This is a genomic window from Leuconostoc sp. C5, assembly GCF_056530425.1.
Genome location: NZ_CP134351.1, coordinates 470008 through 492038 on the forward strand (window position 1 = coordinate 470008; position 22031 = coordinate 492038).

The following is a 22031-nucleotide window of genomic DNA, read 5'->3' on the forward strand; positions in this document are numbered from 1 at the left end:
GGATAGAAGATTATGACTGAATTAGGAAAACATGTTGTTTACCAGGTTTATCCCAAATCGTTTCAAGACAGTAATGGGGATGGTGTAGGTGATTTGCCTGGTATCATTCAAAGGCTGCCCTACTTGGCAAAGCTGGGAGTTACCATGATATGGTTGAACCCAGTGTTTCCATCCCCACAAAATGATAATGGCTATGATATAAGTAATTATACGGCGATTGATCCATTATTTGGTACGATGACTGATTTTGAGAACTTGGTCAAAGAAGCTAAAACATACCATATGGGTATTATGTTGGATATGGTATTCAATCACACCTCAACTGATCATACTTGGTTCCAAAAAGCGCTTGCAGGTGATCAAAAGTATCAAGATTATTATTACTTGCGACCTTACCGTGATGATGGACATGAGCCAACTAACTGGGTATCGAAGTTTGGTGGTTCGGCGTGGGCTAAATTTGGTGATACTAATTTAGCCTACCTTCACTTATATGATCCAACACAAGCTGATTTAAATTGGCATAATCCAGCAGTTCGTCAAGAGCTCTATGATGTTTTAAATTTTTGGTTAGCAAAGGGGGTTCGTGGTTTCCGATTTGATGTGATTAATGTAATCGGTAAATCTGAAGTACTAGTTGATGATGAAACTGATAACGGCGGAAAGTTTTTATATACTGATACACCAATCGTCCAAGACTATATACAGGAGATGAACGCAGCCACTTTTGGGAAATATCCTGATGTCATTACTGTAGGTGAATTAAGTTCAACTACTGTGCAAAATACAGCTGCATATACAAATCCTGATAACAAGGCGTTAAGCATGGGCTTCAACTTTCATCATCTAAAAGTTGATTATGATCATGGTAACAAGTGGACAAAAGTGCCTTATGAGTTTGAATCATTGCGTCATATTTGGCATGAGTGGAGTCAAGGATTAATGGAGAATCACGGTTGGCCAGCTTGGTTCTGGAACAATCACGATCAACCACGGGCAATAAACCGTTTCATTAAAACACCAAAATATTATCGTGTCGGTGCCAAAATGTTGGCTATGCTTGTTCATTTAAACCGAGGCACACCATATGTGTATATGGGCGAAGAAATTGGCATGATTGATCCAACGTATCATAAAATTGAAACGTATGTTGATGTTGAAAGTAAAAATGCTTATCAAATGCTATTGGAGCAGGGGTTGACGAAACAACAAGCTTTTGAAATTGTTCAAACAAAATCACGCGATAACTCACGTGTTCCAATGCAATGGCGCAATGAGGATTATGCTGGTTTTTCAACGCATGAGCCATGGCTACAAAATGCGAATTACGAACAAATTAATGTTGCTCAAGATGAAAAATCAGCTGACAGTTTGTATGCATTTTACCAAAATTTGATTCGTTTACGTCAAGAAAATGAAGTGATTGCTGATGGTGACTATACACCAAAGTATGAGGAATCTGAAGAAATCATTGCCTTTGAACGACAATTAGCAGGAAAACATATTTTGGTTGTTACACATTTTGGTGAAACGCCAGTGTCAATATCTATTTCTGATGAGATTGTTAAAAATGGTCAAGTGTTGGTTACTAACTATCCAGCGCAACCTGTTTCGGGGACAATGCTTTTGAAACCCTATGAAAGTTTTGCAATTGCTTACTAAATAAAAAACAACTGCTCAAGTACTTAGTATTTGAGCAGTTGTTTTAAGTTGTTTGTCGTCGTGCAAATTCATTAAACTGAAATTGATCAGGTCTATGTCTTGCAATAGTGCGTTGAAAATATGTTGTGTCAGTTAAGTGACCTTGGCTTTCAACTTGGATTAATCGATTTTCGTCCTCAGGCAAGCCGACCAATAATTTGCGATCCATTGCTGTAACTAGTTCGGCAGTAATTGTTTTTTCAGCATAGGCAACCGACAAGTGTAGGGTATTCTCAATATAAGCATAAATAGAATGCTTAGCTATGTCTTTAGTGAGGCCAGGAACAATGTCTGCACGGATATAATCTTCGTCAATAACACTATAGATACCGTCGATAATGCGAACACGAACAATATGATATAAAGGGGTGCCAACAGGAAATAAAGTTGTTTTCTGAGTCTTTTTTGTGACGGTAAGATGTTCGAATACAGGAACCTCAGTAACAACATGGAAGTGTTGCAGCTCTTCCAATTCATGAAAACTGGTGAGCCCACTGATTGGAAAGTGACGTAACTGATGAGAAATGACTTGTGACCCCTTACCACGCTGTTTTTGAATAAGTCCCTCTTCGTCTAATTTTGCGAGCGCTTTACGGATTGTATCGCGAGATGTTTGAAATTGAGTCACCAACTCATTTTCGCTGGGTAGAAAAGAACCAGCGGGGTAAGTATGGTCACGAATGTCATCTTTAATCTGCTGATATATTTTAAAGTATAATGGAATCATGTTGAACCTTTAGGATTCTGGATTTGGTGTAGTTAATGCATTGTTACGAATAAAACTACGGAATTTTTTGAACGTATCTGCGAATAACTCGTCTGGTTCAATATTGAGCATTTCCTTTGGGAAAAAGAAGCGCTGATCTATGGAGGCCTTACCTTTAATAGCTGCAACTAATGTGGACATATCTGATAATTCACGATGTGAACCATCGGCTAACAAAAAGTCAATTTGTGTCCTGGGCTTGGCGACATTTGGTTTGTAATCATCATAAGGCAAGTCATAGGCATTATTACGCGCCGTGTAAAATCTAGGATTAAATCCAGCATTATCCACAAGTTGCTCGAGTTCTTCAAGCAGTGGGGCCGTTTCGTCGGTGATTTCCATTGATTTTAGTGGGCGACGTCCCATGAAACGTTGTGATAAATCAGACAAAATGGGATCAGAATGTGATTGCCAAATATTAATATAGGTCATAAAAACATTATCATCGAGCTTTAAATATTCAGATAAAGTTAGTTTTTTGTCGCTAAATAAAGGCGCTAGTAGCGGACCAACAAAATCGTTTTCCGCAAACTCGCTAGTTGTATTAGAGCGATACAGTTCTTGTGCGCGTTGTAGTAAATGTTCTAGCAAGACTTCCATGCCACGAGATACTGGGTGGAAGTAAACTTGTAAATACATTTGATAACGTGAAACAATATAATCCTCAACGGCATGCATACCAGCAATGTCAAAGGCAATGCCATCAGGGGTTGGTTGCATAGTACGTAATATTCGATCAATATCGAATTCACCATATTTTGTACCAGTAAAATAGGCATCACGTAGCAAATAATCCATTCGGTCAACATCGATTTGACTAGAAATTAGTTGAACGACTTGTGGATTTTCATAAGTTTTCGCGATAACACTGGCAACTTTGTTTGGAAAGTCTGGTGAAACTTGAGCCAAGACGCGGTGGATTTCTGTATCACCCGTAATAATCTCACGAGTCATCGCCTCGTGATCTGTATGAAATAAGTGTTCAAAGGTATGCGAGAAGGCGCCATGACCAATGTCATGAAGCAGTGCGGCTACTAGCGTTAGTAGGCGTTCTTTCGGTTCCCAAACATCACTGTAATACTGTTCAAAGCGTTCCGTGATACGACGAGCAAGTTCATAGACGCCGACTGAATGGCCAAAGCGAGAATGTTCTGCTCCATGAAAAACAGAACTTGTTATACCTAATTGTTTTACACGGCGCAACCTTTGAAATTCAGGTGTATTGATGAGATCTAAAATAATAGGATCTTCAACATGTATGAAGTTATGGATTGGATCACGCAGTACTTTTTCTTTAGGTAATTTTTCTTTTAACATAGTAAGCCCTTTTGCCGTTTCTTATATTATAATAGATTTTAGATTAAAATAGGGGTAAATTATGGCAATTAAAGACCAAATAGATGTTGAAATTCATCTAAAAACGAAAATTCGTCAAGAAAATGATCTTGAAGAATTCGAATTTCATACAAATGGACAACTTTTTTTGAAAAACGATACACTTTATTTACGATATACAGAAGTAATTGAGAATCAAAAAACACAAATTATGTTTAAGTTTGAAGAGAACCGTGTACGTATGAATCGATCAGGTGACATTTTAACAAAGTTCTCTTTTGTTAAATCACAGCGTATCCCTGCTTTGTATCAAACACCAACTGGGCAGATGCAGTTGGAAACACTGACCACATTAATGGCGCTAAACATAGATCACGAAGAAACGCATGGTGAAGTTGCGATTGACTATGTTCTTTATGCTATGCAACAAATTGTTGGGCAATATGAAATTCGGTTGCAATTTATGCCCAAATCTAGTATGCTAGATTAGTTAGAAACCCCCGAAAGGACGTAGAACATGTCACTTACAACATTAGGCAATCACCCTAAAGAAGAATTTGCATTGGTTGAAATTGCAACAGCCATTTTGACAGAACATAAAGAAGCGATGCCTTTTAGTTCATTAGTTCAAGAAATCCAGGAATTTTTGGAAGTTGATGCAGAGACGTTTAAATCACGTCTTTCACAATTTTATACAGATTTGAACACTGACGGTTCATTCATTTCACTTGGAAATAATGAATGGGCTTTGCGTGCGTGGTATCCAGTTGATGCAATCGACGAATCTATCCATGAGCTTGACGATGAAGAAGACGCTCCTAAGCGTAAGAAGTCAGCAAAAAAGAAGGTTAATGTATTTGCTGATAATGCTTCAGATGATGATGTTATTGATTATAATGACGATGATCCTGAAGACGAAGACTTTGGTACGGTTACTGATGATGATACAGAGACTGACGACGAAGAAACTGAAGTTGAAGTTGAAAGCGATGATGAGAGTAATGAAATCGATTTATCAGATGATGAATCAATTGATGCCAATATGACAGAGTTATCTGGCGGCGATGATCTTGATGATCTGAGCGATGGCGACCAAGAAAAATAATCTAGAATGAAAACTACCTGCTGGGTAGTTTTTTTCTATAATATTAACAAAAAATTTTAATTTTTGTAAGTGACAACGGCTATTTGAATGCCTTTTCAGTTAAATGATAAACGCCAATCAAAAAAAGTAATTTAAATTGAAAAAAAGGGTTGCTTTTTGTTTGGAAAGTCTGTATTATATATAAATGTGCTAAGGCATAAGAAATGCTCCTGTAACTCAGTTGGTTAGAGTAGGGGATTTTTAATCCCAAGGTCCTCGGTTCGAATCCGAGCGGGAGCACTGACGTAAAGTTGGCGACCTTTGGGATAATCCATTTAAAAAGAATTGTTCGTTCAGAACAGTTCTTTTTTTGTATATCAATTAGGATATATAGGGGGGAAATGTGTTTTAAATACTGGTTAAAATTGACTTTGCAAAATAAGCCAATATAGTGTATTATAGGTAAAAACGTTGAAAAGGAAGAGTACTAATAGTTGTTGTTTGAGAGACGTCATGGCTGGTGAAAATGACGCAATGCTGTTTGGAAAACTACCTTGGAAGTGACATACGAGTAGCACGAGTGAAAGTATGACCGGAGTCATTGGTCGTTAACCTGATGAAAGAGTTAAGATGAAGCGCAGCTAATAAGGAATTAATTATTTTTGCTTAAGCTTTATCTTGAACTATTCATGAGGTGGTACCGTGCAAAAAGCGCCCTTAGATTTAAGATTCTAAGGACGCTTTTTTTATTCGTTTTAAAGAAAAGGAAACTGTCATGGCAGAGAAACAGAATAGAGAACTAAGCAGAGATTTATCATCTCGACAGATGCAAATGATTGCGCTTGGCGGCACAATTGGTGTTGGCCTGTTTATGGGATCATCAGCCACAATCAAATGGACTGGTGTGTCGGTATTATTAGCCTACGCGATAGCGGGATTGGTTTTGTACCTAGTGATGCGTGCTTTAGGTGAAATGCTTTATGTCGATCCGTCAGTTGGGTCATTTGCTAATTATGCAACAAAATATATTCATCCGGTTGCTGGATATTTGACCGTTTGGGCAAATGTTTTCCAATGGCTCACAGTTGGTGTCAGTGAGACGATTGCTGTCGGAATGTATTTAGATTATTGGTTCCCGCACATTCCTGGTTGGGTCACTGGGGTGGTAGTATTGGCTATGCTAACAGCCGCGAACCTAGTGACTGTTAAAGCATATGGTGAAATGGAAACATGGTTTTCGTTGATTAAAGTGGTTACTATCATATTTATGATTATTTTAGGCTTGTTGGTTATTGTGTTGGGTTTTGGTAATCATTGGCAACCGATTGGTTTTTCAAACCTTTGGACGCATGGACCGTTCTTTGCTGGTGGTGTTAAAGGATTTTTCTTTGCACTGTCAATAGTTATCACATCATACCAGGCGATTGAGATAATTGGTATAACTGCTGGGGAAGCGGATAATCCACAAGTAGCTATTGTAAAATCAATTAAATCAATTGTGGCGCGTATATTGATTTTTTACATTGGTGCCATATTTGTTATCATTACTATTTATCCTTGGAACGAATTAGATCAAGTCGGTTCCCCATTCGTCGAAACATTTTCACGAGTAGGTATCACAGCTGCTGCTGGAATTATCAATTTTGTGATGATGACAGCAGCTATGTCAGCTTTGAACTCAGGAATCTTTTCGTCTAGTCGGATGCTTTACACATTGGCAATTGGCAAAGAGCTCTCACCAAAATTTTTGAAATTATCAAAGCACCGTGTACCCACATTACCAGTACTAGCAATTTCAGGTGGTATCCTACTAGGGATTATTTTAAACGCCGTATTACCTTTATTTTGGCACGGTAGTTCAAGTATTTTCGTATTAGTTTATTCAGCAAGTACATTACCAGGCATGGTACCTTGGTTTGTTATCTTGTGGAGCCAGATAAAGTTTAGAAAAGAAAATGCTAGTCAAATGGTGAATCATCCTTTTAAAATGCCATTCGCACCATATACTAACTATTTTGCGATTTTGATGTTATTGGTAACACTAGTATTTATGGTATTTAATCCAGATACACGAGTGCCGTTGTTTATAGGCCTTGGATTCTTAGTGATCATGTCAATTGTATTTTTTGCAACAAGAAAGAGTCACCGACGAAATAGTGAAGTAAGTTCATCGAAAACGCTCTGAGCGTTTTTTATTTGCTGTAAACTTGACAACAACATTTTAGTAAACTAAAATAATTAACATGGTTTACTAAAGGAGAATATTATGAAAACAAAAGCCCTTTCGGCTTCGGCTATTTTATTAGCAGTAATTATTGTAATGGGCGCTATTCCAGGGATTCCATTAGGATTCATACCGGCCCCAATTATTTTGCAAAATATGGGTATTATGTTGGCGGGTGTTATTCTTGGAAAAAAATACGGATTCTTCACAGTTCTTGGGTTCTTGATTCTAGCAGCCCTTGGATTACCTATTTTAAGCGGTGGTTCGGGCGGATTTGTTGTGTTCATTGGACCAACAGCAGGGTATTTATTTTCTTATCCAGTTGCTGCATTTTTAATTGGTTGGGTAACAGAATGGTTAGAGAAGAACAACAAGCTTAGTTTTTTAACACTGTTGATAACATTACTCATTTTTGGAATGTTGTTCATTCTTGTATCTGGTGCGATTGGATTAAATATAGTGGCACACATGTCATTAAATAAAGCGTTGATTTATCAAGCAGCCTTCTTGCCGGGAGATACTATCAAAGCTGTCTTGGCAAGTATTATTGGCATTATCTTGCATAAAAGACGTTTGACATTGTGATTAAAGGAATAAATTTAGATCAACAAGGCCGTTGCAAGCATTGGCATACGGATGTCGATGTGGTGGCTAATCGTTGCGCTAAATGTCGAAAATACTATGCTTGTTACTTATGTCATGATGCATTAAATACGCATCCATTCGTGCCAGTTTCTCTAGATACTGAAGAGACGGCCGTCTGCTGTGGCGTTTGTTTGCATCAAATGACACCCGCACAATATCTACATGCTCACTATCAGTGTCCCAAGTGCCATCATTTGTTTAACGCGCAATGTGCATTGCACAAAAATACCTATTTCTGCTAAACTAAAACTATGAAAACAACTGATCAGCTTTTAAAATACTTTCTGAAACACGAAGGTGAATATTTAAGTGGCGAGACGTTAGCTAATCGATTAGGTGTGAGCCGCGCGGCTATTTGGAAAGCAGTTCAGAAACTAAATGAAGACGGGCATCAAATCGATAGTCAACATAGAAAAGGCTATCGCTATGAAGAAACAGGCGTTTTGAGCGTACCAGCTATTAAGGCGCTGATTGCCACTAATTGGGACATTCAGGTATTTGATCAATTAGATTCATCAAATTCATATGCTAAGGAAGCCCTAGCGGCTGGGAAGATAGTTCACCCAACTGTTATCATTGCCGATCAACAAAATGCCGCATACGGCCGCTTTAGACGCTCTTTCGTTGCACCGGAAAAAACAGGGTTGTATTTATCCATTGCGTTACCGGTGATGAATGATAGGGTGTTAGAGCCAGGACTACTGACCACCGCTACAGCAGTAATTGTTCGACACGTTATTGCATCATCCTTAGGATATCAACTCTCCTTTAAATGGGTTAATGACTTAATCTTTAATGATAAGAAAGTTGGCGGTATTTTAACAGAAGGTGTTCTCGACATAGAGTCGCAAAGTTTGACATCTTTGGTTGTCGGTATCGGTTTAAATTTAATTCAACCCACAAATTTACCTGATCAGTTGGATAAAAAAGTTGGTGGCATCGTTTCGGATTTAGTTTTTTCACGAAACATGATGATTGCAAAGTTGGTTGATGAATTTGCTGACATGATTAATCAATATCAGACAGGAAAGTATTTGCCTGAATATAGGGCGCACAATATTGTCTTGGGACACGAAGTTGTAGTTCAATATGCTGGTCAAAAAATTCATGGAAAAGCGGTTGAAATAAGCGATCAAGGTGCATTAATTTTAGTGACATCCGCTGGCGAAAAAATCACAATATCCTCAGGCGAAATTACCAAACTCAATGTTAATGGTAAGGAATATTGACTGAGCACCTTTTCCTCAACCCAAAGTTAAAAATAATTTCAATATTTATTTGACAAATCTACAGCAACTCTGTAATATATATTAGGGCTCCCGTTAATGGGACAGACGTTAAAAGCTCCCAAGTTGATCTTGGGGGCTTTTCTATTTTATTTTTACCCCTAGTTGTCGCAATAAAACGTGTTAAGCCAATGCGCGTTTGAATTATGAGGAGGCATTATGGCAGATAAACAAGTGAAGTATATTTTTGTTACCGGTGGTGTTGTTTCATCTCTTGGTAAAGGAATAGTTGCAGCATCATTAGGTCGATTGCTCAAAAACCGTGGATTGAAATTAGCTATTCAAAAATTAGATCCATACATTAATATTGATCCCGGTACAATGTCACCATATCAACACGGGGAAACATTTGTTACTGGCGATGGTTTAGAAACTGATTTGGATATGGGGCACTATGAGCGTTTCATGGATATTAATACAAACATGTATTCTAACGTGACAACAGGGCGTATTTATTCTGAGGTTTTGGCAAAGGAACGTCGTGGTGATTATAATGGTGGTACTGTACAAGTGATTCCTCATATCACAAATGCCATTAAAGAAAAAATGCAAAAAGCTGCTGAATCAACTGATGCCGATGTCGTGATTGTTGAAGTTGGTGGAACAGTTGGTGATATTGAAAGTTTGCCATTTGTAGAAGCATTACGCCAAATGAAGTCGGATTTGGGTAGTGAAAATGTTTTCTATATTCATACTAGTTTGATTATTTACTTAGCTGCGGCTGGTGAAGCCAAGACAAAGCCAACACAGCATTCTGTAGCACAATTACGTTCGTTAGGTATTCAACCTGACATGATTGTCTTGCGTACACAACGTCCTCTAGAAGAGAATTTGAAGCAAAAGATATCAACATTTACCGATGTTAATGAAAATGCAGTTATTGAATCTCGTGATGTAGAAACTCTTTATGAGATTCCGTTAAATCTTCAAGCACAGGGCATGGATGATGTTGTATTAAATAAGTTAAAGCTTGATGCGCCAAAGGCAGAAATGTCTGATTGGTCAAAGATGGTTGAATTAATTAAGCATCCTAAGAAGACAGTTAACGTGACTTTGGTTGGTAAATATACTGATTTGCCTGATGCTTATATCTCTGTTAACGAAGCCTTGAAGCATGCAGGTTATGCCCAAGATGCCGATGTCAAGATTAATCATGTGAAATCAGAAAATGTTACACCAGAGAACGTTGCTGAATTGTTAGCAGGTGCTGATGGTGTGATTGTACCTGGTGGATTTGGTGAACGTGGTACTGAAGGTAAGATTCAAGCCATTCGTTATGCGCGTGAAAACAATATTCCTTTCTTAGGCATTTGCTTGGGTATGCAACTAGCATCAATCGAATTTGCTCGTCATGTTTTAGGTTATAAGGACGCGAATTCGACAGAATTAAATCCTAATACTTCAGCGCCAATTATTGATTTGATGAAAGATCAAGCTAACGTCGAAAACCTAGGTGGTACGCTACGTCTGGGATTATATCCAGCAATGCTATTACCTGGCACATTGACAGCCAAGGCTTATGGGAATCAATCAGAAATCGGACAACGTCATCGTCATCGTTATGAATTCAATACACAATATCGTGAAGAATTTGAAAAGGCGGGTATGTTATTCTCAGCAACATCCCCTGATAACCGTTTGATGGAAGTTATTGAGTATCCTAAGAATGATTTCTTTATCGCAGCGCAATATCATCCAGAATTTTTGTCAAGGCCAGATCGTCCCGAAGGCTTGTATCATGACTTCGTGGCTGCCTCAATTAAAAATAGTTGATTCATAGCATTTTTTAGTTAGATAAAATATCCCTTTAACACTTTTCGTGTAAATGGGGTATTTTTTAATTAAGATTTTGGGAGCTGACAAACTTGACAGACAAGGTATAATGAAAACATGTTAGCAAATACAACACAACATATCGAACAAAAATTAATTTTATTACCCAGTGAGCCTGGTTCATATCAGATGAAAGACCAGAATGGCAAAATTATTTATGTTGGTAAGGCAAAAAATCTAAAAAATCGTGTTCGTTCATACTTTAAGCAAGATCATGACGGAAAGACAGCCGAATTAGTATCCAAAATAGTTGATTTTGATTTCATCGTGACAAATTCTGATAAAGAAGCTTTTTTGTTAGAAAACGAATTGATCAAGAAGTATAAACCATACTACAATATTCGTTTGAAGTATGGTACAGGATATCCTTATATCAAGATTACAAAAGAACGTAATCCAAAAATGGCTTTAGTCAATGAGGTAAAAAAAGACGGTGGTTTTTATTTTGGACCATACCCAAACGTCTATGCTGCCCAAGAAACGCTAAGGTTTCTAGAGAAGAACTATCCATTGCGCCGCTGTAACGGACCACAAGGTAGACCGTGCTTGTACTATAATATGGGTCAATGTCTGGGCGCTTGTTTCCGTGATGTTCCTGTTCAAGAATACAATGATCAGATCAGCCGCATCAAAAAGTTTCTTGATGGTGATACAAAGATTGTCAAGAAACAAATAGCTGAAAAAATGCAAGTTGCAGCATCGTCATTGGAATTCGAACGGGCTGCAGATTTACGTGATCAGTTAAAGTATATCGACGAAACTGTTGAGAGCCAACGTGTGCTATCAAAAGACACTACACCAAGAGACCTATTCAATTATTATATGGATAAGGGCTGGATGACCGTTGAGGTATTCTTTCTACGGCAAGCCCGTTTGATTCGTCAATTTAAGCGAACGTTTTCCATTGTTGGTGAGGCTGATGAAGAAGTTTCCAGTTTTATTCAGCAATTTTATTCGCAAAAAAACATTCAAAAGCCACGCGAAGTTTTGGTACCAAAAGGTATTGATACAAAAGCACTTTCTGCTGTTCTAGAGGTTCCAGTTAGAATTCCTGTGCGTGGTGAAAAACGGGAGTTACTTGATTTAGCTGCTAAAAATGCTCGTATTGTGTTAGAGGAAAAATTCCGACTAATGCAATTGAATGAGCGAAAAACGACTGGGGCAATGAAGGAAATTACTGATGCACTTCAAATACCTATGGGTCATCGAATTGAAGCATTCGATCACTCTCATACACAAGGAGTTGAGATTGTCAGTGCCATGGTTGTTTTTGACGATGGGATCCCTAATAAAACAGAGTACCGTAAATATAAAATTAAATCGACAGATCATGCAAATGAATGGGCAGAAACGCAAGAGGTTATTCGTCGCAGATATTCTCGTCTATTAAGGGAAGACGGCGATTTTCCTGATTTAATTTTAATGGATGGCGGCGAAATTCAATTGCATGCGGCGCAAGAAGTGTTAGAGGATGAGCTTGGGTTAACAAATATACCAATTGCCGCAATGGTTAAAAATGATAAGCATAAGACGGCTGATCTAATCGATGGTGTGACTAATCAGATAGTTACTCTTGACAAACAGTCAGAGGGTTTCTTTTTAATACAACGCGTACAAGAAGAGGTACACCGATTTGCTATTAGTTTTCATCGTCAGTTACGTTCAAAAAACTCACTTGCTTCACGTTTAGACACGATACAAGGTGTTGGTCCGAAAACAAGACAAAAGCTTTTGCGAGAGTTTGGGTCGTTACCCAAAATTACCGCAGCAAGTGTTAGCGACTTAGTTGACATTGGTATTAATGAAAAATTAGCACGTGTGATTCATTTGTCGCTCTCGGCAGGTGATAATAGCTAAGATGGCTTATATATGTTAAACTAGAGTGTTAATTATTCGCAAGCTCTTCGTTGTAGAGCAGTAAAGGAGAAAAGGCGCCGCAGGATAGTCAGCTAAACGATTAAGTTAAATGTTAATTTTTTGGTTTACAAGCAAAGAATATATCTGCTCGCGCTCTATATAGATATGGCATTCGTAGATCAAGCACAAATAGAAGTAAAGGCCGGAAAAGGCGGTGACGGTATTGTTTCATTCCGTCATGAAAAATTCGTAGCAATGGGTGGACCGTTTGGTGGTGATGGTGGTCATGGTGGCTCAATCATCTTTAAAGTAGATGAAGGCCTGCGCACACTAATGGATTTTCGTTATAATCGGCATTTTAAAGCTCAACCAGGCGGTAATGGTGGCACGAAAGGGATGACCGGTGCTTCAGCTGATAACCGTGTCGTTAAGGTGCCACAAGGTACCACCGTTAGCGACGCTGATACAGGTGAAGTATTGGCTGACATGCTTGAAAACGGCCAAGAACTTGTGGTCGCTAAAGGTGGGCGTGGTGGACGTGGAAATATTCATTTTGCTACGCCAGCAAACCCAGCGCCAGAATTGTCAGAAAACGGTGAACCTGGCCAAATTAGGAATCTAAAGCTAGAGCTTAAGGTACTGGCTGATGTTGGTTTAGTTGGATTTCCTTCTGCCGGTAAATCAACGCTCCTGTCAGTTGTTTCAAATGCTAAACCAAAAGTAGCGGCTTATCATTTTACAACATTATCACCAAACATTGGTATGGTTCGTCTAGACGACGATCGTGATTTTGTTATGGCTGACTTGCCAGGATTAATTGAAGGGGCTTCTCAAGGTATCGGGCTGGGGTTCCAATTCTTACGTCATGTGGAACGAACTAAAGTTATTCTGCATCTAGTTGACATGTCAGGTATTGAGGGAACAGATCCCTACACACAATATCGTAAAATACTAGATGAGCTACAACAATATGATGAAACGATTTTAAACCGACCACAAATTGTTGTACCAACTAAGATGGACATGCCTGACTCTGAAGAAAATCTTGCCAAGTTTAGGGAAGAAGTTGCTACTGATTCTGGGTTACCCATCCAACCAGAAATTGTACCAATATCATCAATCACACGTGATGGTGTCAAGGACTTAATGCGTTTAACAGCAGATATGTTAGCTACAGCACCCGCGCCTGAAAGTTATCGACCAGAGACCAAAAATGATACATCTGAAAAGAGCTACACGTTCAAACCGGAAACACATGATTTCACAGTCGAGTGGATTGCGGATGAAGAACGTTGGTTGCTTAGCGGTGCTGAAATCGAGAAGTTATTCTTAATGACTAATATTCAGCGTGACGCAACAATTATGCGATTTGCTCGTCAACTACGTCATATGGGCGTTGATGATAAACTTCGTGAAGCTGGAGCTAAAGATGGTGACGATGTTCGCATCAATAATTCCGACTTCGTATTTGAATTTAGTGAATAAAATATTCTCAAAAAGGTTTGTCAACAAGACGAACCTTTTTTTTACAATTTTTAAAGAGCTATATCTGTTCTTGTGAAAATAATACCTTGTTGTATAAGCGATCTTCACAATTTTAAGGCTACTCAAATTTAATCAAGAGTGCTATGATGAAAATACTAAGATAAGGTGAGGCAAATGAATCATGTCAAATAAAAAATATGGTGCAGATATTGTTACCGATAGTTTAGTCAATCATGGTGTTGATTTAGTTTTTGGAATTCCAGGTGCTAAAATTGATCGTTTATTCGAAACATTAGAACATCCAGCCGAAGGTCAAAGAGTACCTAAATTAGTTGTTGCACGTCACGAACAAAATGCAGCTTTTATGGCACAGGCATTTGCTCGTATAACAGGAAAAACAGGTGTTGTTATTGCCACCTCAGGTCCTGGTGTCGGCAACTTAGCTACTGGATTAATGACAGCAACCGCTGAAAGCGATCCTATTGTAGCCATTGGTGGTCAAGTACCGAGAAATGATTTATATCGTTTGACTCATCAATCAACAAATTCAGTTGCATTGTTTAGTCCGATCACAAACCTCGCTTCAGAAATTCAAGATCCAAATAATATTTCAGAAATTATTGCTAATGCTTTTGCAGCCGCTAATGGCGCTAAAAAAGGTGCGACTTTTGTTTCATTGCCACAAGATGTAGACGATGCACAAGTAACTATTGAAGCACTTCCTAAAATTACCCCTGCACAGCAAGGCGCAGCCGCTATTAAGGATATTGATTGGTTAGCTGAACAAATTAAGGCTGCAAAATTACCGGTGTTGCTTGTGGGATCACGTGGATCTGATGATGCTACCGTTACTGCACTACACCAATTACTGAAACAAACAACTTTGCCAGTCGTTGAAACTTTCCAAGGTGCTGGTGTAATTTCACGTGAATTAGAACCGGAAACATTTTTCGGCCGTATTGGCCTATTCCGTAATCAAACTGGCGACAAACTGCTAAAGCAATCTGATTTAGTGATTACACTGGGTTATGACGCGATTGAATATGAGCCACGTAACTGGAACAAAGAAAACACTCTGAACATTGTCGCTTTGGATACAACACCGGTTCAAATTGATAATAATTTTGTACCGCAACGGCAGTTGGTCGGGGACTTAGCACAGAGCCTACGTTTGTTGATAGAACGTCTTAACGGATATGAATTGCCAACCACTAGCAAAGAAGTGCTAAAAAAATTGAAAGCAGATCTACGAGCATCTGACGAACCTTCTTATACCCCAGCACAAGGAAATTTGAACCATCCGTTGGATGTTATTAAGTCGATTCAAGCCCATGTGACAGATGATATGACAGTATCAACAGACATCGGTTCACACTATATTTGGATGGCACGTCATTTCAAGTCTTATGTTGCGCGTCACTACCTTATCTCTAATGGCATGCAAACACTTGGGGTAGGGTTACCTTGGGCTTTAGCGGCAGCAATGGTTCGTCCTAATGCCAAATCGGTATCAGTATCTGGTGATGGTGGTTTCTTCTTCTCAGCGATGGAATTAGAAACAGCAGTACGTTTAGGATTAAATACAGTCCACATCGTTTGGAATGATAATGCATATTACGATATGGTCAAGTTCCAAGAGGAAATGAAATACAACGGCCAGTCAGCAGGGGTTAAGTTTGGTAACATTGATTTGGTTAAGTATGCTGAAAGTTTTGGGGCCAAAGGCTTACGCGTTGAAACACCAGATGACCTTGATACTGTGCTAGACGAGGCATTTTCAACACAAGGACCTGTTGTTGTTGATATTCCGGTAGATTATTCACATAACTATGAGCTTGGTTCACAATTGATTGGTTCTGAAGGATAACATTATTACTAAGTTTTATAATTAAAAAGGAACAGGCGCAACATTAGCCTGTTCCTTTTTCTATATGTTAAACTGGTTTTTCTATAGTTCGTGTTAATAGGATGCTTTCAAAGACCACAAATACAATTAACTGAGGCCAAAAGGTAAGGCCAAGAATATTGTTTGTAAAGATATTAGTGAGTACGAAAGTGCAGCCGATATAACAAAAATAGTATAGCGACAATAATTTATAGGGGACACTAGAATTATTTGTTAAACGAGGCAACTGAAGTAAATAAATTAATGCAATTAGGGTTGTAATGATTATCATAAATCGGAATCTTATACTACTTTGGGGATGAAAATACCAAAAATCAACATGACCTATAATTGCGATAAAAATAATGAAAAATAGATCATAAAGTCTTTTTGACCTTGGTCGGCCACCATCCCAATTATCTAATAGATTATTAAACATACGTAAACCTCTAACCTAGTGTATCACTTATTCGAAGTTTGGGTAGGATGCAGGAACTTATGCCCAATCACCTGAACGGAATACTGGTACAACCTCACCATCTTGAGTGACACCATCAATGTCCATATCATTTGATCCAATCATAAAGTCAACATGTTCATCTGAAATATTCCATCCGCGCTTCGCTAAATTCTCCGGTTTTTCTGTTTTCCCACCTGAAATATTAGAAGCATAAGCAGCACCGATGGCCAAATGATCGGAAGCATTTTCATCAAAGAGGGTATTGTAGAATAAAATACCACTTTGTGCAATTGGTGAAGGGTCGGGTACTAGAGAAACTTCACCTAGTGATTTAGACCCTTCGTCAGTATTGATGATTTTTTCTAATACATCTAATCCAGAAGTAGCTTGTGCTTTGACAATGCGACCGTCTTCAAAATCTAATTCAATATTTTCAATGACATTACCTTGATAAGACAGTGGAAGCGTTGCTGCCACATGACCATGGATATTACGGTTATCTGGTGCTGTAAAGACTTCCTCAGTCGGCATGTTTGGAATGAAGATGTTGCCGGCTTTATCTTGGGAGTAAGCAGCCTCCCAGACATGACCTTCAGCTAATCCAATTGTGAAAGCAGATTTTGCGTTTTTGTAATGTAGTTCTTTGAAATTTTGTTCGTTTAACCAATCGGCTTTGTTTTTGAGTTTGTTGATGTGTAGATCCCAGTTATCCACTGCATCACTATCATCATCAATACGCACATCTTTGAGAATTTCTTCCCACAAGCGGTTCACTGCATCTTGTCCTTTTAAATCTGGGAATACTTTTTCTGCCCATTCTTGACCAGCTGCTGCCACAACAAGCCATGAGATATCATCTTTCATCGTTGCTTCACGAACGCGGAATAATGCTTTTTGATTGGCTTTTGTCAATGTAGCTAATCTTTCTGCATCAACGTCAGCCAAACCATCAGGATCCTGTGAAATTAATGAAATGCGGGAGGCGTATTTGTCCATTAATTCATTTGCTTTAGTTACCTGATAATTTGGTACTTCCTTCAGACGGTCTAGCGACGTATGATTTAGAAATTCTTTGGCGATCGTTTGATCTGACCATTCCATAACAACCTCGTGAGCACCTGCTTTATAAGCTTCGGCAACAATTTTACGAGCAAAATAAGCTTCGTCAACTGCTGCGTAAAGGATTATTGTTTGTCCTGGTTGGACGTTAACCCCTTTTTTTACGATGAGTTCAGCGTACTTGTTGAGTTTTGTTTCTAAAGACATGTTTTCTCTCCGTATGAGTAAATTTAGTTTGTCTGTCAATTTTCCCATTAATGCACCATGTTAGCAAGTTTTTTGTTATTGATTTATCATTTTCGTAAGGCATGTTAATAGGCGTAAGTATCTATTTTCTTGTATAATAATAGTATGGAAAATGTATTTGCAAGTGCCTCACAATATAAAACTAAAAAATTACTAACATTTACTTCTTGGCTATTGATTCTGTCTGGTATTGTTTGTTCATTTACTGTCTGGGTTTTTGCGAAACCAGTGGTGACACAAACAAATACAATTCCTAGCGGCTTTTCAGTGCAGGGTGTGTCAATTAACCAAACATCTAACTATGTTGATTTTAATAATCTAGCAAGTAATGGTGTGAGCTTTGTTTATATGCGCACGACATCTGGTAGTTCGGTCATGGATGGTGGTTATAAATCGAGTTTTTCCCGCGCTAAATCAGCCCATTTGAAAGTTGGGACCATTCATGTTTATGATGCGAGCGTCACAGCAGCGACACAAGCACAATACTATATTGACAATGTGGGAAACAATATTGGTGAGCTGCCAATTGCAATTTCAGTGACTGCTGATCAGATTAGTACGGCAACATCCAAGCAACGTTTAGCATCGCTAGTCCAAATACTAGCTTCGCACTATAATCATGACATGATTATTTATACGACACCAAATGTTCAAAAGAAGTTGTCGTCCACAATATCCAAAACAAAATATTGGTTGATTGAAGACAATACAAAAAATACAGACAGCAAGAACTTATTTATTCAATATGATGAAGATCAAACAATTGGATCAGGGTTGAAGGCAATTAAAATGCCAACGACAGTGTTTAATGGCACGCAAAAACAATTTGAGGTGTACAAATGATTAAATTGGGTATTATTGGTACAAGCTGGATCACAGCAATGCTCATTGATGCAGCAATAAAAACAAAAGCGTATGATTTAACAACAGTCTATTCACGTTCACAAGCTAGTGGTGAAAAATTTTTAGCATCATTAGACCTTGATACAGACAATGTTGATGTAGTTACTACTTTAAGTGATTTATATCAAAATATTGATGTGGTTTATATAGCATCACCGAACGCTTTGCATTTTGAACAGGCTAAGGTAGCCATTCAGTCCGGCGTTCACGTGATTGTTGAAAAACCTTCGTTTAGTAACCCAACAGAGTTTGAAAAAATAGAATCTCTGCTAGCAACACATCCAGATGTGCGTTTATTTGAGGCTGCTCGCCATGTTCATCAACCAAATTTCAAGGCCATTCAGGAAACAGTCGCTAAGATGGATCAGTTACAAGGGGCAACGCTAGTTTATCAAAAGTACTCATCCCGTTATGATGCTTACTTAGCTGGGCAGGAGCCAAATGTTCTGACGAAAGAGTTTAGTGCTGGTGCGTTATATGATTTGGGCGTCTATCCAATTTACGCAGCGTTGGCTGTTTATGGTGCGCCTAATGCCGTACAGTATTTACCTAGACTATTACGCAACGGGGCCGATGGTAGTGGTGTAGCCAATCTATTTTACGACAATTTTAATGTAACTGTTATCTTCGGTAAAACTTCAAATTCGTATTTACCAAGCGAGTTTTATGGATTAAAGGATACAATTAGTGTCAGCAATATTGCAGAGCTTGAAAAGGTTACTTATTATGATGGTGAAGGAAACAATAATCATTTAGGAGATGTACCCGAAGAAAATCCCATGATTCGTGAGAGTCAGGATTTTGCAAATATTATTAACGACCCAACTAAAAATCACGCTGAATATAGTCAGTGGTTTCAGTTGGCGAAGCAAGTGAACCAGACATTGTTTGACTTGCGTCAATCTGCAGGCATTGAGTTTCCTGCAGATATAAAGGAATAAAATGAAACCTGAACTTTTAGAAAAATTTAACGCCTCTTTTGATACACCAACGCCTATACAAAGTGCTGTTTGGCAACGCTTGACGGATGGCGATTCAATATTTGGTTTAGCACCAACTGGAACTGGTAAGACATTAGCTTTTGTATTACCAGTTTTATCTCGTATTGACACGAACTTGAAACGTACACAAGTATTGATCCTAGCGCCCAGCCAAGAATTGGCCATGCAAACAACACAGGTCGCTCGAGAATGGGGGAATGTTGTTGGTGCAAGTGTAGCTAGTTTAATTGGTGGCGCAAATGGCCGTCGACAAGCTGATAAAATCAAGAAAGACAAGCCGCACATTGTAGTTGGCACTTTGGGTCGTGTGCTGACAATGGTAGACGGTGGCGTACTAAAATTAGATCATATTGCAACCGTTATTTTTGATGAGGCTGATGCAATGTTAACTGAGGAACGTCATGACAGTTTACAGGAGCTAGCAGATAAGTTGCCTTCACATATTCAATTAGGATTGTTTTCAGCAACTTCTGGTGTGGATCTAAACTATGTCAGCGACACGTTTGAACAAAAAGTGCATCCGATTTCTGTAGGAACAGATGCGCCGGTATCTATTAAGCATGAATTCCAGTACGTGGATCAACGTGCAAAAGAAAAAGTATTAATACAATTAGCCCGAAATAATCAACAGGCTTTGGTATTCTTTAATACAATCAGTGCTTTAGTGAATATGCAAGCTACCTTGCGACACGCTCATGTGAGTGTTATGAGCATCGGTAGTAATGACAAGCGCCAAGTGCAACGTGCAGACGCTTTGCGTTTATTCAAAAAAGGGGAAGTAACTTTATTGTTAGTAACTGATGTTGCGGCGCGAGGATTAGATATTGAAGATCTCCCATTAGTAGTGAACGCACAATTGCCACAACGTAAGAAAACCTATGTCCACAGGACGGGACGAACAGGACGTATGGGAAAAATAGGTCGTATATTGAATCTTGGTAACGATCATGACATTCGTGACCTGAAAAGAGAATTAGGGGATAGCTTTAATCTAGACAAAGCAGAAAACTTGTTTGAAAAAAGTATAAAGTCCCAAGAAAAGACTGTCACAAAAGATACAAACACAAATGATGTTTCATCTGTCTCTAAAGCCAAAAAGTCCTCAAGTGCCGCTCCTTTGGTAACAAAAAAAGAAGTTATAGTTGAGCCTACCACAAAAGTTAAAAAGAAGAAACGTGCAAAAAGTTCCAAAGATAAGGGAAAACCAAAGTGGGCTAAGAACGGGAAAACGAAGTGATTGGGTTAGCTTGATACTTGGTTATTTGCGTGACAATATGATATAAAGTTAAAAGCGCACACAATATTTGATTGGGTGCGCTTTAGTGCCTGTGTGTTAAAATAATGTAATATAGAAATAATGCAAGGCAAATTTATAAAATCAAGCTATAAAACAATTAGTCTTGTTTTACAAGACAGCAGGAGGGAAGATGCCAGAACTACCAGAAGTTGAAACAGTCAGACGTGGGCTTGAAAAACTAATTATTGGCAGCAAAATTATTGATGTACAGTTACCTTACCCAAAAGTTATTACTGGTGATGGGCAGCAGTTTATCACCGGTGTCATGAACACAGAATTTAAACAAATTGATCGTCGTGGCAAATATTTATTACTACGTTTAGCGAATAATCATACGATTGTTTCGCACCTACGAATGGAAGGACAATATTCAGTAGAGTCCCTTGAGACGGTCCCTTATAAACATACAGAGATTGTCTTTGAATTATCTGATAAGCGAGCTTTGTTTTACAATGACACGAGACGCTTTGGGCGCATGGCGTTGACCACAACTGGTTTTGAAAACACAGAAGTGCCTTCGTTGTCCAAATTAGGACCAGAACCGACAGAGGAGCAGCTGACTTTATCTTATATGAAGGCCATTTTCTCAAAGTCTAGAAGGCCTGTTAAAACATTTTTATTGGATCAAACACAAATAGCTGGTATTGGCAATATTTATGCTGATGAGGTTCTGTGGCAAAGCAAAATTCATCCCAAAACGCCGGCCAATGTACTAGATGAAGTTCAACTGAGTGTTCTTAGAGCAAACATCATTTCAGAAATTAAACGAGCGATTAAGCATCACGGTACAACAGTGCATAGTTTTAGTAATGTTTTTGGTGAGGTGGGCAAGTTTCAAAATGAATTACAGGCTTATGGGCATGCTGGCGAACCATGTTTACGTTGCAATACGCCAATGGTTAAAATAAAAGTTGGTCAACGTGGCACGACATTTTGTCCATTTTGTCAAGTGGAGAAGGATTAA

Annotated in this window: 18 protein-coding genes and 1 tRNA gene; 16 read left to right on the top strand and 3 right to left on the bottom strand. The window is 38.6% G+C overall.

Annotation, left to right across the window (positions count from 1 at the left end):
* The first annotated feature begins 12 nt into the window (after window positions 1–12).
* A complete protein-coding gene (locus RHP56_RS02510; protein WP_102753115.1) occupies window positions 13–1662 on the top strand; it encodes an alpha,alpha-phosphotrehalase in 1650 nt (549 codons plus the stop codon).
* Between the two features lie 43 nt (window positions 1663–1705).
* Here RHP56_RS02510 and treR read toward each other — a convergent pair whose 3' ends face one another.
* Together treR and RHP56_RS02520 are read right to left on the bottom strand one after the other, a co-directional pair.
* Window positions 1706–2428 carry a trehalose operon repressor gene (gene treR, locus RHP56_RS02515; protein ID WP_011679345.1) on the bottom strand — a complete coding sequence of 241 codons (723 nt, stop codon included), beginning with the start codon at window positions 2426–2428 and terminating at the stop codon, window positions 1706–1708.
* A gap of 9 nt (window positions 2429–2437) precedes the next feature.
* Window positions 2438–3784 (bottom strand): HD domain-containing protein, encoded by a 1347-nt coding sequence (locus tag RHP56_RS02520; protein WP_011679346.1) that lies wholly within the window; start codon window positions 3782–3784, stop codon window positions 2438–2440.
* A gap of 61 nt (window positions 3785–3845) precedes the next feature.
* Between RHP56_RS02520 and RHP56_RS02525 the strand changes: the two genes are divergently transcribed.
* The 11 genes from RHP56_RS02525 to alsS all read left to right on the top strand — a co-directional run bounded on the left by RHP56_RS02525 (window position 3846) and on the right by alsS (window position 16083).
* The gene (locus tag RHP56_RS02525; RefSeq protein WP_004164570.1) at window positions 3846–4292 is read left to right on the top strand and encodes a YwiB family protein; all 447 of its coding nucleotides are present in this window, start codon (window positions 3846–3848) and stop codon (window positions 4290–4292) included.
* A 27-nt stretch (window positions 4293–4319) separates the two neighbouring features.
* Entirely contained in the window at window positions 4320–4907 is a 588-nt protein-coding gene (gene rpoE, locus RHP56_RS02530) for a DNA-directed RNA polymerase subunit delta (protein ID WP_011679347.1), read from the top strand.
* Between the two features lie 205 nt (window positions 4908–5112).
* Window positions 5113–5186, top strand: a tRNA-Lys gene (locus RHP56_RS02535).
* Between the two features lie 475 nt (window positions 5187–5661).
* Window positions 5662–7071, top strand: coding sequence for an amino acid permease (locus RHP56_RS02540; protein WP_004164568.1), 1410 nt, complete (start codon window positions 5662–5664; stop codon window positions 7069–7071).
* Between the two features lie 81 nt (window positions 7072–7152).
* Window positions 7153–7695 carry a biotin transporter BioY gene (locus tag RHP56_RS02545; protein WP_011679348.1) on the top strand — a complete coding sequence of 181 codons (543 nt, stop codon included), beginning with the start codon at window positions 7153–7155 and terminating at the stop codon, window positions 7693–7695.
* Window positions 7692–7997 carry a CHY zinc finger protein gene (locus RHP56_RS02550; RefSeq protein ID WP_014324379.1) on the top strand — a complete coding sequence of 102 codons (306 nt, stop codon included), beginning with the start codon at window positions 7692–7694 and terminating at the stop codon, window positions 7995–7997. Before RHP56_RS02545 ends, RHP56_RS02550 begins: the two co-directional genes overlap by 4 nt.
* Before the next feature lie 9 nt (window positions 7998–8006).
* Window positions 8007–8984, top strand: a complete 978-nt coding sequence (locus tag RHP56_RS02555; protein WP_014324380.1) for a biotin--[acetyl-CoA-carboxylase] ligase — start codon at window positions 8007–8009, stop codon at window positions 8982–8984.
* Window positions 8985–9200: 216 nt separating this feature from the next.
* Window positions 9201–10814: a CTP synthase gene (locus RHP56_RS02560; protein ID WP_102753116.1), complete on the top strand. Its 1614-nt coding sequence runs from the start codon at window positions 9201–9203 to the stop codon at window positions 10812–10814.
* Between the two features lie 117 nt (window positions 10815–10931).
* A complete protein-coding gene (gene uvrC, locus RHP56_RS02565; RefSeq protein WP_011679352.1) occupies window positions 10932–12731 on the top strand; it encodes an excinuclease ABC subunit UvrC in 1800 nt (599 codons plus the stop codon).
* A 165-nt stretch (window positions 12732–12896) separates the two neighbouring features.
* Window positions 12897–14216 (top strand): GTPase ObgE, encoded by a 1320-nt coding sequence (gene obgE, locus RHP56_RS02570; RefSeq protein ID WP_014324382.1) that lies wholly within the window; start codon window positions 12897–12899, stop codon window positions 14214–14216.
* A 181-nt stretch (window positions 14217–14397) separates the two neighbouring features.
* On the top strand, window positions 14398–16083 hold the full coding sequence (gene alsS, locus RHP56_RS02575) for an acetolactate synthase AlsS (RefSeq protein ID WP_102753117.1): 1686 nt from the start codon (window positions 14398–14400) through the stop codon (window positions 16081–16083).
* 514 nt (window positions 16084–16597) lie between these two features.
* On the opposite strand, the gene RHP56_RS02580 is transcribed toward alsS, so the two are convergent.
* The gene (locus tag RHP56_RS02580; protein WP_011679355.1) at window positions 16598–17827 is read right to left on the bottom strand and encodes an aminopeptidase; all 1230 of its coding nucleotides are present in this window, start codon (window positions 17825–17827) and stop codon (window positions 16598–16600) included.
* 144 nt (window positions 17828–17971) lie between these two features.
* Between RHP56_RS02580 and RHP56_RS02585 the strand changes: the two genes are divergently transcribed.
* The 4 genes from RHP56_RS02585 to mutM all read left to right on the top strand — a co-directional run bounded on the left by RHP56_RS02585 (window position 17972) and on the right by mutM (window position 22031).
* A complete protein-coding gene (locus RHP56_RS02585; RefSeq protein ID WP_025267840.1) occupies window positions 17972–18709 on the top strand; it encodes a GH25 family lysozyme in 738 nt (245 codons plus the stop codon).
* Entirely contained in the window at window positions 18706–19710 is a 1005-nt protein-coding gene (locus tag RHP56_RS02590) for a Gfo/Idh/MocA family protein (protein ID WP_050884039.1), read from the top strand. Before RHP56_RS02585 ends, RHP56_RS02590 begins: the two co-directional genes overlap by 4 nt.
* A gap of 1 nt (window position 19711) precedes the next feature.
* A complete protein-coding gene (locus RHP56_RS02595) occupies window positions 19712–21007 on the top strand; it encodes a DEAD/DEAH box helicase (protein ID WP_102753118.1) in 1296 nt (431 codons plus the stop codon).
* A 190-nt stretch (window positions 21008–21197) separates the two neighbouring features.
* Complete coding sequence (mutM, locus tag RHP56_RS02600; protein WP_014324388.1) at window positions 21198–22031, top strand: bifunctional DNA-formamidopyrimidine glycosylase/DNA-(apurinic or apyrimidinic site) lyase; 834 nt, start codon at window positions 21198–21200, stop codon at window positions 22029–22031.